Source organism: Pseudoalteromonas sp. 2CM41L (assembly GCF_023161905.1).
Lineage (GTDB): Bacteria > Pseudomonadota > Gammaproteobacteria > Enterobacterales > Alteromonadaceae > Pseudoalteromonas > Pseudoalteromonas atlantica.
Genome location: NZ_JALNTN010000007.1, coordinates 69,527 through 83,728, shown reverse-complemented (window position 1 = coordinate 83,728; position 14,202 = coordinate 69,527). Strand labels below are relative to the sequence as shown.

General features: G+C 41.3%; 11 protein-coding genes. 6 read left to right on the top strand and 5 right to left on the bottom strand.

What is annotated here, in order from left to right:
- Window positions 1–191: 191 nt before the first annotated feature.
- Window positions 192–1,136, bottom strand: a complete 945-nt coding sequence (locus MTF64_RS10660; RefSeq protein ID WP_248451323.1) for a D-2-hydroxyacid dehydrogenase — start codon at window positions 1,134–1,136, stop codon at window positions 192–194.
- 430 nt (window positions 1,137–1,566) lie between these two features.
- On the opposite strand from MTF64_RS10660, the gene MTF64_RS10655 reads away from it, so the two are divergent.
- Both MTF64_RS10655 and MTF64_RS10650 read left to right on the top strand, forming a co-directional pair.
- Window positions 1,567–2,706 (top strand): 1-acyl-sn-glycerol-3-phosphate acyltransferase, encoded by a 1,140-nt coding sequence (locus tag MTF64_RS10655; protein WP_029774392.1) that lies wholly within the window; start codon window positions 1,567–1,569, stop codon window positions 2,704–2,706.
- 108 nt (window positions 2,707–2,814) lie between these two features.
- Window positions 2,815–3,060: a DUF1289 domain-containing protein gene (locus MTF64_RS10650; RefSeq protein ID WP_004586824.1), complete on the top strand. Its 246-nt coding sequence runs from the start codon at window positions 2,815–2,817 to the stop codon at window positions 3,058–3,060.
- Between the two features lie 15 nt (window positions 3,061–3,075).
- On the opposite strand, the gene MTF64_RS10645 is transcribed toward MTF64_RS10650, so the two are convergent.
- Window positions 3,076–3,774 (bottom strand): transporter substrate-binding domain-containing protein, encoded by a 699-nt coding sequence (locus MTF64_RS10645; RefSeq protein WP_248451321.1) that lies wholly within the window; start codon window positions 3,772–3,774, stop codon window positions 3,076–3,078.
- A gap of 156 nt (window positions 3,775–3,930) precedes the next feature.
- On the opposite strand from MTF64_RS10645, the gene MTF64_RS10640 reads away from it, so the two are divergent.
- From MTF64_RS10640 to MTF64_RS10630, 3 genes are read left to right on the top strand one after another with little or no spacing between them, the layout of a single operon-like run.
- A complete protein-coding gene (locus MTF64_RS10640; protein ID WP_004586826.1) occupies window positions 3,931–4,134 on the top strand; it encodes a DUF3283 family protein in 204 nt (67 codons plus the stop codon).
- A gap of 3 nt (window positions 4,135–4,137) precedes the next feature.
- Window positions 4,138–4,539, top strand: coding sequence for a GNAT family N-acetyltransferase (locus MTF64_RS10635; protein WP_248451320.1), 402 nt, complete (start codon window positions 4,138–4,140; stop codon window positions 4,537–4,539).
- A 20-nt stretch (window positions 4,540–4,559) separates the two neighbouring features.
- Window positions 4,560–9,065, top strand: coding sequence for an EAL domain-containing protein (locus tag MTF64_RS10630; RefSeq protein ID WP_248451318.1), 4,506 nt, complete (start codon window positions 4,560–4,562; stop codon window positions 9,063–9,065).
- An 8-nt stretch (window positions 9,066–9,073) separates the two neighbouring features.
- On the opposite strand, the gene MTF64_RS10625 is transcribed toward MTF64_RS10630, so the two are convergent.
- Window positions 9,074–10,021 (bottom strand): ion transporter, encoded by a 948-nt coding sequence (locus MTF64_RS10625; protein ID WP_004586829.1) that lies wholly within the window; start codon window positions 10,019–10,021, stop codon window positions 9,074–9,076.
- The gene (locus tag MTF64_RS10620) at window positions 10,018–12,690 is read right to left on the bottom strand and encodes a bifunctional acetate--CoA ligase family protein/GNAT family N-acetyltransferase (protein WP_248451316.1); all 2,673 of its coding nucleotides are present in this window, start codon (window positions 12,688–12,690) and stop codon (window positions 10,018–10,020) included. The genes MTF64_RS10625 and MTF64_RS10620 overlap by 4 nt, the downstream gene beginning before the upstream one ends.
- A 114-nt stretch (window positions 12,691–12,804) precedes the next feature.
- Here MTF64_RS10620 and MTF64_RS10615 point away from each other — a divergent pair, with 114 nt between their 5' ends.
- Window positions 12,805–13,521 (top strand): SIMPL domain-containing protein, encoded by a 717-nt coding sequence (locus MTF64_RS10615; RefSeq protein WP_004586831.1) that lies wholly within the window; start codon window positions 12,805–12,807, stop codon window positions 13,519–13,521.
- On the opposite strand, the gene MTF64_RS10610 is transcribed toward MTF64_RS10615, so the two are convergent.
- Window positions 13,518–14,186, bottom strand: a complete 669-nt coding sequence (locus MTF64_RS10610) for a hypothetical protein (protein WP_248451314.1) — start codon at window positions 14,184–14,186, stop codon at window positions 13,518–13,520. The two genes, MTF64_RS10615 and MTF64_RS10610, sit on opposite strands and share 4 nt — an antisense overlap.
- Window positions 14,187–14,202: the final 16 nt, after the last annotated feature.

Sequence of the window (14,202 nt, the reverse complement as noted above, 5' to 3'; positions counted from 1 at the left end):
CTGTTTTTAAGTGATTAATTATAAAAATCATTAGCAAAAACAGCCACTTTTTAGGTTTTTTAACGATTAAGCTAGCCTGCGTTTATTTAGCATAGCGAAAACACGTTACAGCTATTTACTAAATAGAATGAGGGACTTTGAGGCAGGTAAAACCTAGCCTCAATGCGGCTCATTATTATTGCAAATTGTTATTATACCAAGCGGTTACGAGACTCGCCGTTAGTAAAGGCTGCAATATTTAGGCTTACCTCATTAATTAAGCGTACGATTGACTCTGTGCTGGCCCATGCAATGTGAGGTGTAAGAAGCAAGTTTTCGCCTGTGTAATTAGCCAGCGGGTTAGAAGGCTCTGCCGGCTCTTTAGTAAGTACATCAACACCCGCACCGGCAATTAAATTTTGCTCTAGGGCTGTGGCTAAGTCGGCTTCATTTATAATGCCACCACGGGCGGTATTGATAATAATACTGCTGGGTTTCATCATTTTTAGCTCATCTAACGAAATTAAATCGCGTGTTTCATCAGTAAGCGGGCAGTGCACGCTAATTATATCAGCGGTTTCTAATACTTCTTCAAAAGGTGTACGGCCTTCTCTACAAGAGGCGCCTTTACGCTCTGCAACCACTACATTGGCTCCAAAAGCTTGCGCTACTGTCGCCACACCTTTACCTAGCGTTCCGCCGCCTATAATGGCAAATGTTTTACCTTGTAAATCATTAAAGCTGTAATCTAATCTGCAAAACATCTCGCTTTTTTGCCAAGCGCCTTGCTGGCAGTCGCGCTGGTAGCGGTGTGTATTACCTAATAAATTAGTCACTAACGAAAACGTGTGCTGTACAACCGAAGGGGTTGAGTAGCCTGCTACGTTGGTAACGACAATACCAAATTCTTCAGCGGCGTTTAAATCAACATTATTAGTGCCTGTTGCACTTACGCAAATAAGCTTAAGCGTTTTAAGTTGGCTTATCGTATCGCGATTTAGCACAACCTTGTTGGTAATAAGGACGTCCGCGCCTTGGCTGTGAGCGACAACTTGCTCTGGTGACGTAAGTTCGTAAGTAGTTAGCTCACCTAGTTCTTCAATGCAAGTTAACGAGGTTTTAGCTAAAGTAGCGTTATCGAGAATGGTGATTTTCATTGTGTGTCCTATCTAAATGCGTACCGTAAAATGGCAAGAGCGTTTAAGGTACTACGAATACACACCTTTGTTAATGCTATTACTACCAAATGCTTAGTACAAAAAGTCAGGTTGCTGATAAAAGTTTAAATTGTCTGGTCTGCCCACTCAAATATAAATAACATGATATTTTAGCGGGCTATATCGCTGGGGCCTGTTTATCAATTGAGGTTGAACTCACTTTACTGTGAAAGGTCAACAAGCCTTATTAACGTTGATAAAACTAAAAAACAATGCACCAACCCCTTTTTGTGTGGTCATAGACTGAAATGGCTCGCAAATAAGCATAACCAAATGGCTATTTCTTATTTAAGAGTGGCTGAGTTATAATCAAAATTATATATAAACGGTACGTTTTGCGTGCCGTTTTTTTAACATTGTAGATGCAGTAATGAGTGAATTAGAAGATAAGTACGCAGACATAAGACCTTACAACGACGATGAAGTTGCGGCCTCGCTAGCGCGTTTAATTAACGATAATGCGTTTATAGATGTAATAGCAAAGTACAACTTACCGCGCTTTATATCCGCTATGCCTTTTATTGCTCGTACACTGGTGAGAAGCCAGTTACGAAAAAAATGGGGTAAATTTACGAGCGTTGAAGATGTACAAAACGAAGTTGCAAAGTATTTAGATAAACTTATAAAACGCACTACCTCAAAAGTTACCTTTTCGGGTTTAGACAAATTAGACCCGCAGCAGGCGTATTTATTTATATCAAACCACCGCGACATAGTGCTGGACCCTGCACTTGTTAATTGGGGTTTGTATCAACATAAAATGAAGACGGTGCGTATAGCAATTGGTGATAACTTATTGCAAATACCGTATATAACCGAGCTGATGCGCTTAAATAAAAGCTTTATCGTTAAGCGCTCAGCCAAAGCACCTAAAGAGATGCTTAAGGCGCTTACGCAGTTGTCGTCGTATATTTATGACTCGTTAACAGCAGGAAATTCTATTTGGATTGCGCAAAAAGAAGGGCGTGCAAAAGACGGCTTTGATCAAACAGATCCGGCACTTTTAAAAATGCTGCAACTTAATGGTCGTAAACAAAAGAAAGAATTTGGCGAGTACATTAAAGAGTTAAAAATTGTTCCGGTGTCTATTTCCTATCAGTATGAGCCTTGTGCAATTTCTAAAGCAAAAGAGCTTTATCATAAACAGCAGCACGGTGAATACGTAAAATCAGCAGGCGAAGACATAGCAAGTATTGTTGAAGGATTTAGCTCTGCTAAAGGGCATGTACACTTAGCATTTGGACAACCGGTTGAAAGCGGCTGCGATGATGCTGATGAGCTGGCGCAAACAATTGATAAGCACATTGTTGAGTCTTTTTACTTACACCCAGGAAATTACATTGCCGGTGGGTGCAAGCAAGCAGTTATTGATGAGCCCGATACCGCCACTTTTGAGCAGCGTTTAGCCTTAGTGCCAGAAGAGCTAAAGCCACTTGTTTTAGCTATGTATGCAAAGCCATTCCAACGCAAAACTGAAATCACAAACAAAGTATGTGAGCAAAGCCATTAGGCATCTGCGTTGGCAAATAGTGTAATAAAGCAGCGTAAACGCTGCTTTTTTTTTGTGCATAAATAAAGCTATACTCATACAAAGCAATTAATCTACTTAGGGGGCGCAATGCAACAAATTGAAATATTTGATATTCCAAGCCCCTGTAAAAGTATTTGCCAAGTAAACAACCGAGGTTATTGCAAAGGCTGCTACCGAAGCCGGGATGAGCGCTTTAATTGGAATGCGTTAAGCAATGCGCAAAAAAAGAAAGTACTTAGCTTGTGCCAACAACGTTACAAACGGTATTTACAAAAGCGCCAAGCTGCGCAATCACAAGCCACTTTAGATAAACAACAAGGCTTTGAATTTTAAACCTTGCTGTACATGCTAGAGTTTTAAATTGTATTTTGCGCGCAATGCGCGACTAGTGCCGTTATCGTGTAGCTTATTTAAAGCATTCAATAATTTACTTACCAAAGCCGCGTGCTTTTTATGTACATAGTGATAGAGCGAAAATGTACTTAGCAGCTGGGTTTGCATACAGGTCTCTGGCAGGGAAAAGTTATCGGCTTTAAGCACAAAGTCGAGCATAATTGCCCCATCAACTTTATGCTGGGCTAGTAGGTTAAGTTGGGTCGTAATATTTTTTACTTCAATAATATTGCCGTTAAACTTATGCTCATTTAAGTAATGGTGCTGAACTGGATAGCCTGACAAAACCGCAATACTATCGAGCTTATCGAGTGTATTGGGTTGGCAGTTTTTAAACAGTAAAAGCTTATAGTCAAACAGTGGGTAGTTAATTCTGAGCAGGTTTTTATTGTCCGCCTCTATACTTATATCGCGGCCAAGCTGGCCATCTAACACTCCATTATTGGCTGCTAATAAGGCATTTTGGCGATTAAAATCAATTATGTGTACTTCATAATTAAGTTCTTTATAGGCTAATGTGAGTAAAGCGAGCGCATAGCTTGCTTGAGCTGAGTCGGCTGGGCGGTTAAATATAACGCTATTGTGATTGGCGAGTGTAATTTTACTAAAAAATAAAACGACTAATAAAAACAAAGCATTGAGCTGTATCTGCAAGGTTACTTCCGTTTAAAATAAGGAGAGGGCAAATGATCGCAGCGAATAATACCAAAATAGTTTGGTTTTTGCCCATGTTTGTTGCTTTTTAAACAGTAAATGGGTTCAAATATACGTATAATAAATGCGGATAACTAACCGTACTTAGGAGTGGTTGTGAGTTTTAATTTATGTGCTTTACCCCGAGAGCAAAAATACCAGATTCAATTAGATTACGAAGCCTCATTTTGGGCTTATCAAATTAAACGTAATAAAAAAACACGTGAGCAAGTTTATAATACGATTCATAGCCGCCCAGTGGCAGAGCAAACGTTTTTAAAGCAACAGTTTGAGCAGTATTTGGCGTTAATGCTAAGCTAATATATGTACACAGTACAAAAGTTAGACACACTTAAGATTCCATTAGTTAATAAGTTTTATGCACTGTATAGCGTAAGAGGACGTGCTAATAAGCAAGATCAGGTTTGGGTTGTTTACAGTGAAATGCAGATAGTTGCGGCGTGTCGAATACAAAATAAACACGATTTTTTATTTTTATCGACCGTATTTGTTGCCCCGCAGCACCGTGCAAAAGGGCTGGCAAAGCAACTTGTATGCGCCGCTATAAAACAACAAAGCATGCCGCTTTACACCTTTGCTTATAAAAATATTACAGCTTTATATACGAGTCTTGGTTTTAACCAAGTATTAACATATACTCCTGGTTTAAAAGCACTTTTTGATATTTATGCGCATCGAAATATAGTCGTTCTCGAATACTTATAACAAAAACAACGGATCAAGCCATGAGTAAAGGCGTTCATTGGATCATTAGTTGCTGTATAGCTTTAATCGCTATATTTAGTTGCCAAGTTGGCGCACAGGTTAAACGTTTATCCCCCAGTGAAGGCCTGTCGCAAAGCTATGTGAACACTATGCTGCTTGATGATAACGGTTACCTATGGCTCTCTACCGAAGGGGGGTTAAACCGCTATGATGGTTACCAAGTTGTTTCAATTAATGGCCCTAATGGCGAGCTTGAAGAAGCCATAATTGATTGTATTTACCAAGACCCCGCAGGCAATATTTGGATAGCCTCGTTACTTGCCGGCTTATTTAAATACGACCCAAGTAGCGACACCTACCAGCAATTTATCTCTCAACCTACCAGCGAAAAACAAATTTTAAGCCAGTCGGTATTTAGTATGGCAGCGGTTGATGACAAAACCTTATGGATTGGGCGTGGTCGCGACTTTGCTAAATTAGATATTGAAACAGGTAAAATAACCAGCCTATTTGAGCTGCCTAAAGAATACGAAAACACCTTAGTCAGAGAGCTTTTTCATTACAATGGGTATATTTTTATTGGCACAAGCCATGGGGCGTTTGTATTTGATATCGCCTCTGAGCAAATTAGGCCGCTGCAGCATTTAAAAAGCAAAGCTGAGCATATTTATCAAAACAACGTTAAATCGTTTTCGGTTATTGAAAATAATCAGTTGTTAGTAGGCACCGTTAAAGGCTTGTATCAAGTTGATATTAGCGACTTGCCAGGCATGTTTGAACGCCCCGACATAGCATTTAAAAACCAAGCCGTTATTGCCGATTTAAATGTATGGCGCATCATCAACGAAGGCGAAAAGCTAGATCTGGCGACTAATAAAGGGCTCTTTAAATTTGATTTAAATAGCAAAGAGTTGGTAAAAAACACACGTATTACACAAAGTAAATACAGCCTATCTGATACCAGTATGATAGACATGGTAAAAGATAAATCGGGAGGGTATTGGCTCGCTACTAAAACCGATGGTGCATTTTATCTGTCTAATAATACCTATCACTTTAGCAATATAGATGGTAGTAAACTGGGTGGCGATGGCCTTTCTCATCCTTCGGTTTGGGGCATTACGGAGTATGGCAACAGCCTATGGCTGGCAACGCATAATGGCTTAACCGAAATTGATTTAGCCACTAACACCAGCCAAGTTTACTTAAAAAACCACAAAGTAGACTTACTGACTACTGAATTTAGCGTGTATGAAATTATTCCTTATAAGCAAAAGCTTTGGTTACATACAAACCGTGGGCTGTTTGAGTTTGACCCCATAACGCATCAAATTAACGGGCCAACAATAACAAACCCCAACAATAGAGCCTACATAGAAGGCTGGGTACACGGCGTAACCTTAATGCCTAACGGTGATTTGTACTATGTGCACTCAGATCACGGTATGTTTGTATATAATATTGATACTCAGCAGATCACCCGATTAGCAGGGGACTTTAGCAAAATAGAGCCGTTTTTGGCGCATGGTTTTTCGCCAGCGCTGGCAACCAAGCCTGATATGCCCTTGTTTTTTAATGCGGGTATTTTATATCAGGTAAACCCAACCACATTAGCATTAAACACCATTTATAAAGTGCCAAAACAGCACGATAACGTGGCTATTAATGTGCTTTCTTACGTGGTCGATAACAACAATATTTTATGGATTTCGCTATCTAATTTTGGTCTGATTGGGCTTGATGCAGCCAGTTACAAATTGGTACACACGATTGACTTAGAAAAAAATAAGTTAGGTACCTTACTTTATGACATGGTGCTTGATGATAATGGCATGATTTGGATGAGTAGCCATAAAGGCATATGGCGACTAAACCCAGAAACACTTCATTTTCAGCAGTTTACTACATCTGAGGGGCTGCTTTCTGCTGAGTTTAACAGCAGTGCCATGGCGCATTTAAGTGATGGGCGCATTGCCTATGGCAGCTTAAAGGGCATTACATATTTTCATCCGATGGAAAATCAAAATTACCACTCATTAATTGATCATGTAAATATAACGCGAGTTGATTTAATGTCGCGCGACTTATCTATCGATTTAAAACAGCCATTAAATGAAATAGTCCTCAACCATGATGATATCGGTTTAGAGGTGGCGTTTTCAGCGATGGCGTTTAGCTATCAAGAGCGCATAATTTATGAGTATCAGCTCGATAACGGCCAAAAAACCTACACCCGGAATAATAATCGGGTGTTATTCCCTAAATTAAATCCAGGTAATTACCAGCTCAAAGTATGGGCTAAAGATCCGTTAACCGGCGAGTACACGCCGCCTGCAGTGCTAAAAATTCGTGTTAAGTATCCCCTGTGGCGAGCGCCATATTTTATGGTGCTTTATGGTGTTTTGTTTATCGCATTTATTGCTTTTTGGGTAATGCGCCGCAACAAAATTCAGCGCATATTACTGGCCGCTAATAAAGAAAGTAAAGAAAGTGAAGCGCGATTAAAACTAGCCTTAGAGGGTAGCGAGTCGGGCATGTGGGATTGGCAGTCTACATCGAGTAGTATTTACCAGCCGCGCTTATGTAATGAACTGGGGTATGATCAAGAAAGCGTGAGCCTAGATGATTACCTAGCTAAAATTCACCCTCAAGATAAAGCGCTTTTCAGATTAGAATGGTTAGAATTCTTATCAACCGATAAAGGCTACTTTAATTGCACTTATCGTTTGCGCCACGCTAAAGGCTATTGGCGTTGGTATAAAGACTTTGGCAAAGTAGTGGAATGGAGCGGACAACTTCCTAAAAAAGTAGCGGGTACTTACACCAATATGACCCGCGAAATGGTGTTTGAAGAGCATGCCCGTTTATTTACCGCTGCGTTTGAGCAAACCCGTGATTGGGTATTTATTCTTGATAAAAACTTTACGGTTCGCGCCTCTAACAAATCGTTGCAAACGGCCTTTAACTTTCCTAGTGAGCCACGCTCTAGCCGCGCCCTTAATTTAGGTATATCGCGAAGTAATCGCTTTGACTACTTACGGATAATGCAAAAGCTGAATGTGGGTGAGCATTTTTCCTGTGAAGACTTAGTCACCCTAGCCAGTGGTGAGCAGCGCCATGTGTTAGTAAAAATAAGTGCAGTGGCCGACACTGAACACCGTTTAAGCAGCTACGTTATTATTTTAACCGACATTCATGCGCAAAAATTGGCTGAAAATGAGCTTCATATTTTAGCCAACTATGACTCATTAACCGGTTTGCCTAACCGTATGCTGTTTAACGACAGGGTTGAGCATGCGATTGAGCAAGCGCAAAATCATCAATGTAAAGTAGCTATGCTGCACATAAACATTAAGCGGTTTAAATACTTTAACGACTCATTTGGACGTGAAGCGGCTGATGAGCTAATAAAGCAAGTGGCTAAGCGTATTAAGCGCTCTTTGCGTCCTTCTGCAAGTGTTGCGCGCTTTGGTGGCGATGAATTTGTGGTGCTGGTGGAAGATGTGCAGCAAATTGAAGAAGTATTACTTATTTGCTCTAAATTAATAGACTCTGTAAGCCAAAATATGGAATTTAATGGCCAGGTGGTAAACGTTAATTTAAGTATCGGGGTAGCAGTAGCGCCTGATGACGCCGCAGATCATGCTGCGCTGTTAAAAGCTGCGAGTATAGCTTTGTACCATGCAAAAGAGTCGCTCGAAAGCAGTTATAAGTTTTACAAGCAGGAGATGAATCAGCATGTACAAAAAGCCCTGCATTTAGAGTCTTTGCTAACTAAAGCGTATCAAGAGCAAGAGTTTTGCAATTACTACCAGCCTATAGTGAATGCGCACACTCAAAAAACCGAAGGTTTTGAAGTGTTGTTACGCTGGCCAGAAAACACTTTAGTGCCCACGCAAGAGTTTTCTTTAGCGGCTGAGAGCATAGGGTTAATAACAAAAATTATGCTGCAAACCTTTGCCCGTGCGTTGCAAGCCCTTAAACAATGGCGTGAGATTTCACCTCAGCTGTACTTGTCGATAAACCTCTCTGCACTTGATTTTGAATACGAAGAGCTTGTAACCGACATTCATAAAGCGTTGAGCCACGCTAATGTGCCCTCAGAAGCCATAGTGTTTGAAATTACCGAGTCTATTTTAATGCGTGACTCTAAACATGCGCTGCACAGTATGGAAATGCTGAAAAAGCTTGGCTGTAAGCTCTACATGGATGACTTTGGAACAGGCTATGCCTCATTAACGTATTTAAAGCGTTTTCCTATCGATGTACTAAAAATAGATAGAAGCTTTGTGCAAGATATTGGTGTGGACTCGGATGATGAAGCCATTATTCAATCAACGCTTACCTTAGCTCATAGTTTAGGTAAAGAGTGTGTGGCTGAGGGCATTGAAAACAAACAACAGCTGCAGTTTTTAAAGCAGTTAGGGTGTAAGCATTTTCAGGGCTATTTATTTAGTAAGCCAGTACCTAAAGAAGCTGTACCCGCACTGATCAAACAAGATTGGGGCAACATATTTAACCAGTAAAAATAAGCTTATTGGCGTTTACCACAGTGGCGGCAAAATAAATGACTGTTGCGTTGATTAAGCTGCGTTTTAATTGCCTTATTGGCCTCAAGCTTACTTAAACCTAGTTTGTAGCGCAGCTCCTCTAAGTGCAAACGCTGTGAGTCATCTAAACTGCCTTGGTGAATTTGCTCATGTACGGCATCTTCAAAAAATTGCCGGCGTTTACGTATTTGCTCCGAAAAACTTGAGGCAAGCAAGCCTGTAGGAATTGCCACCATTCCCATGCTCACCAAAGTAACTACGCCACCAAATAGTTTACCAAGTGGCGTTAGCGGTACAACATCACCATACCCAACCGTAGTGAGGGTCGCCATAGCCCACCACATAGCCGCAGGAATAGAGCCAAATTTATCTGGCTGAATATCGTGCTCCAATAAATAAATACCGCAGGAGGCAAGTATTAGCAGTACCGACATAATAAAAAACGCGGCCAGTAACGAGCTCGCTTCGTCTTTAAATGCTTGTAATAACAACTGCATTGCACGTGAATAACGAGTAAGTTTAAATACTCTTAAAAGCCTTAATACACGTAAAAAACGCAAATCCAGAGGAAACACAAACATTAACAAGCTGGGTAAAATAGCTATTAAATCGATAAGAGCCAAAGGTGATAAAAAATAATGCAGTCGGCGTTTTGCGTTTGAACCTTTTATAGCTGCGTATTTGCTTTTATCGACACAGGCCCAAAGCCTTGCAAGGTATTCAAGACTAAAAATAGCCACCGAAATAACCTCTAATAGTAAAAACTGCGGGTAATATACTTTGTTTATACTCGGTACTGATTCCAACACAATGGCAATAACGTTAAGCATAATTAAAGCAATCAGCGCGGTGTCGAGTATATGCCCCGCTTTGCGGTAATCGCCAGTCCCTTCAAATACCTGCGCTAACGTTTGTCTTGCTGTGCTGCTCATGTGTTTAGCTTTAACAGCATATTAATACTGCCTTCTTCAAAATCACGGCTAATTGTAAAACCTAACTTACGGGCAAGCTCAATCATGCCGGTGTTCTCAGGCAGTGTTATGCCTTCAATTACTTCTACGCCTTGGCGCTTACAATGATTTATTGCAGCGCTCATAAGCAGCCTGCCAAGACCTAAACCTTGGTAGTCAGAGCGAACCACGGTTGCAAACTCAGCATGTAAATTATCAGGGTCCATAATAACGCGTGCTACACCTAGGGTGCGGCTTTTACCTTCAAAGCGCTGACAAACAATAAAGGCCATTTCTCGGTCGTAATCTATTTGCGTCATTTTTGCGAGCTGGTCGTGGTTAAACTGGGGCAGCTCACCAAAAAAGCGTTTGTAACGATCTTCTTTATTGAGTGATTGATCAAACTCTTGGTGGGCTTTTTCATCCTCCGGGCGAATAGGCCTTAATGTAGCTCGCGTATTATTTTTAAGGGTTACTTCTTCTACAAGATCAATAGGGTAAGGGCGGATACACAAACGTTTACGATCGCTGCGTGCCTGATAGCGATTAACACTAATAGTGGCATCAAGCACTAAAAATTGCCCATTGCTGGCTAAAATAGGATTAAGTTCCATGGCACTTATATCGGGCTGATCGACAACAAGTTGAGATATACGTGTGAGCAGGGCGCATAAGCGATATTTATCGACTTTTTCTGGCAAAATGCGATCTTTTAATACGCCTTTATCGTTTGCTGCTGCAATGAGGTATTTAGCTAAGTTCATATTAAGCGGCGGCAAAGCAACGGCTGCTTGGGCATACTCTAACCCATTACCCGCTTCACCAAGTAATATAACAGGGCCAAAATTAGGCTCAGTTTTAATGGCAATTCGCAGCTCATTAGCGCCGGCACGCGGCGCCATTTTTTGCAATGAAAACCCTTCAATAACAGCATCTGGATAGGTGTTTTTAATTCGTATCAGCATGGCAAAGGCGGTTTGCTCAACCTCGTTTGCATCGTTTAAGTTAAGAACCACGCCCCCTACTTCTGATTTTGAGGCAATACTTGGGCTAATCAACTTTAACGCTACCGGAAAGCCTAATTCAATTGCTTGCTCACGCGCCTCTGTGGGCGTGTAGGCTACTTCTGTTTGAATACACTCAACACCATAATGACTAAGAATTTGGCTTGCTTGATGAGTGGGTAAGTAGCTTTGCTCTTCTTCTAAAAATTCGTTAATGAGCGTAGTGGCCGCTGATTTATTTATTTTTGCATCATCGGTATTTGATTCGGGTGTTTGCGTTAAATGTTTTTGGTTACGACGATAGCTAACTAAATGCATAAATGCGCCAACCGCACCCTCAGGCGTGCGATAGGTTGGAATAGTGTGGTTAGAGCAAACACGCCTCGCAGCATAAGCCGCATCTTCACCCATAAAGTTGGTCATTACATAAGGGCGCGCCATCTTTGGTATTTTTTGTAAGGTTTGCACTATCATATCGGCGTAGTCTTCACTTGGTGCCAGTGCCGAAGGGGTATGAATAATAAGTAAGTTTTTAACTTCTTCGGCGCGAAGTAAAATTTCTAATGCTTGCTTGTAACGCGCCGGAGCAGAGTCGCCAAAAATATCGACAGGGTTAGATGTAGTATCCGACTGCGGAATAACTTTATTGAGTGCGGATCGTGTTTGCTCACTAAGCTGGGTAAGTTTGCCCGAATTTAAAATAAGCTCATCGACCGCCATAACCCCCGGGCCGCCGCCGTTGGTTAAAATGGTTAATTGCTCGACTTTTAGTAATTTAGGGTGGATGGCAAGTGTTTGCGTGGCTGCAAAAAGTTCGCGCAAATCACTAACACGCAGCATACCGGCGCGTTGAAAAAGCGCATCGTACACTGCATCTGAACTTTGCTTGCCACCGGTATGAATTTCAGCAGCCAGTGCGCCTGCTCCGGTTTTTCCCGTTTTAATGGCAATAACCGGCTTACTAAAGGCCGCTGCCCGTGCTGCCGATATAAACCCGCGAATATCCTCAATATTATCTATGTAGAGCAAAATCGCTTTGGTTTTTGCATCGCGGCCTAAAAAATCGAGCAGCTCGTCAAAATCGATATCTAGGCAATCACCGACCGAAACAAAATATGAAAAGCCAATTTCTTTATTTTTAGCCCAATCTAAAATAGTGGAACACACCGCTGCGGATTGCGATATAAATGCCAGTTTCCCTGGTGCTGCAACTGTGTGAGAAAAGCTGGCATTAAGGCCAATATGCGGAATAAGCAGCCCTAAACAATTAGGCCCAAGCAAAGTAACGTGATGGGCATTTGCAGCGTGCTTTAAGGCTGTTTTTTGGCTCAATGAGAGCCCATCAGCAATCACAATTGCACTTTTACAGCCAAGCTCACCTAGCTGCTCGATAATGCTCAGTAAGGTATTTTTATTTGTACAAATAACGGCTAAGTCGGGCACTTTGGGCAGCGCGGCAATATCAGGGTAGGCAAGCACGCCGTGTACCGCAGTATGGGTAGGGCTTACGGGCATGATTGGCCCTTTAAACCCACCTTGCAATAAATTGCGCATAACCACAAACCCCGCGCGTGTGGGGGTATTCGAGGCGCCAATAACGGCTACCGAGGCCGGATTAAAAAATTGGCTGATGCGCTTTAAGCTCATGGCATATCCTTGGCTGATTATATTTTGCGTTATTTATAGTCTCAATGTACCCTGTTTGCTGTGTTATTTCGAGCGCATAGATACTTATTATTGATATCAATCAAGGAGTTTTTTGTGAATAAAACACCCGGTTTTTACACCGTTATAGCCGCAATTTGCCTAAGTATAGGCTTAATTTTATTAGGCTTTATTATTAAAAGTGCCGCAGTAGATGTAAAAAGCATGGAACGTAGTGTGCAGGTTAAAGGGTTAGCAGAGCGTGAAGTTAGCGCCGATACGGTAATTTGGCCGCTGCAATACAGCGATGCAGACAACGACTTAGAAAAGCTGGTTAGTCGGGTTGAGCAAAAAAACGATGCTGTTATTGCATTTTTAAAGCTACATGGCTTTGATGATGACGAAATAAGCACGGGTAGCCAGTCGATTATTGATAAGCAAGCCCGTGAATACGCTAACGATAATCAAAAATTTCGTTACTTGGTACGCGCTAATATTATTGTGTATTCGAACGCGCCCGACAAAGTACAAAATGCGCTGAGTAAAGTGAGTCAATTAGCTAAACAGGGCATTGCCATTGTGCAAAATAGTTACGAAACCAAAGTTGAGTATTTATTTACCGGCCTTAACGATATAAAACCAGCCATGGTGCAAGAGGCTACAGAAAAAGCCCGTGAAGTTGCCAACAAATTTGCTAAAGATTCGAACTCAACGCTTGGTAAAATAAAATCCGCTCGCCAAGGGCAATTTAGCATTAGCAATCGCGATTCAAACACGCCACATATCAAAAAGGTGAGGGTGGTCACCAGTGTTGAATATTACTTAAGTGACTAAATTGCTCTAACTAAGTGGGCAATTTGTGCGGTTGAGCGCTGTAGGTAAGCAGCGCTAAGTAAAATGCTGGTTTCGTTTATATCAGCGCCTTTTAATATATTTGCCAGTTGCTGTTTAGCGGTTGGATTTTGTTTTTGCTCTATTTCCATAAGCGCTAATAATGCTGAAAATTCATGCTTTATTGGTGTGCTAGGTTTATCAGCATAGGCGATATAACAGGCAACAGGGGTAAGGCCGCGAGCATTTGTTTGTGCAAGGGCTTTTACTAAATTATCGTTAGATTCAAATAGCATTAATGAGCGCACATAGTTAAACGCCAGCTTTTGAGCATTGGCGTGTTTAAATACATTGTGCAGTACATTATTTCCTTGGCCGTCTTGTGCTAAAAAGCAGTTATTTTCTTTTAGTGCAGGTGTAAAAAACGTTAATGCATCAGTCGTTGTTAATTGGTTTATAAAAGGTGCTGGTGGGGTGTTGGTTGTTAAAATACGTGTTGCCACATTTTGCATAAAGTCGTATTTAATACTCATCCGCAAAGCACTTTCGTAAAGGTGGTTTAGCTGTAATGTTTGCTGAGCAGGGCTTAACTGTTTAAAGTCGTTATCGAGCTCGTCTAGCTGATGCTTAGCAATGCGCGCATTAAGTAATTGTATGCTTAAATCCATTCTTAACTCTACCTCT

Coding starts and splice junctions, on each gene's coding strand:
- MTF64_RS10660 (WP_248451323.1), bottom strand. CDS start 1,136: ATGAAAATCACCATTCTCGATAACGCTACTTTAGCTAAAACCTCGTTA.
- MTF64_RS10655 (WP_029774392.1), top strand. CDS start 1,567: ATGAGTGAATTAGAAGATAAGTACGCAGACATAAGACCTTACAACGAC.
- MTF64_RS10650 (WP_004586824.1), top strand. CDS start 2,815: ATGCAACAAATTGAAATATTTGATATTCCAAGCCCCTGTAAAAGTATT.
- MTF64_RS10635 (WP_248451320.1), top strand. CDS start 4,138: ATGTACACAGTACAAAAGTTAGACACACTTAAGATTCCATTAGTTAAT.
- MTF64_RS10630 (WP_248451318.1), top strand. CDS start 4,560: ATGAGTAAAGGCGTTCATTGGATCATTAGTTGCTGTATAGCTTTAATC.
- MTF64_RS10625 (WP_004586829.1), bottom strand. CDS start 10,021: ATGAGCAGCACAGCAAGACAAACGTTAGCGCAGGTATTTGAAGGGACT.
- MTF64_RS10620 (WP_248451316.1), bottom strand. CDS start 12,690: ATGAGCTTAAAGCGCATCAGCCAATTTTTTAATCCGGCCTCGGTAGCC.
- MTF64_RS10610 (WP_248451314.1), bottom strand. CDS start 14,186: ATGGATTTAAGCATACAATTACTTAATGCGCGCATTGCTAAGCATCAG.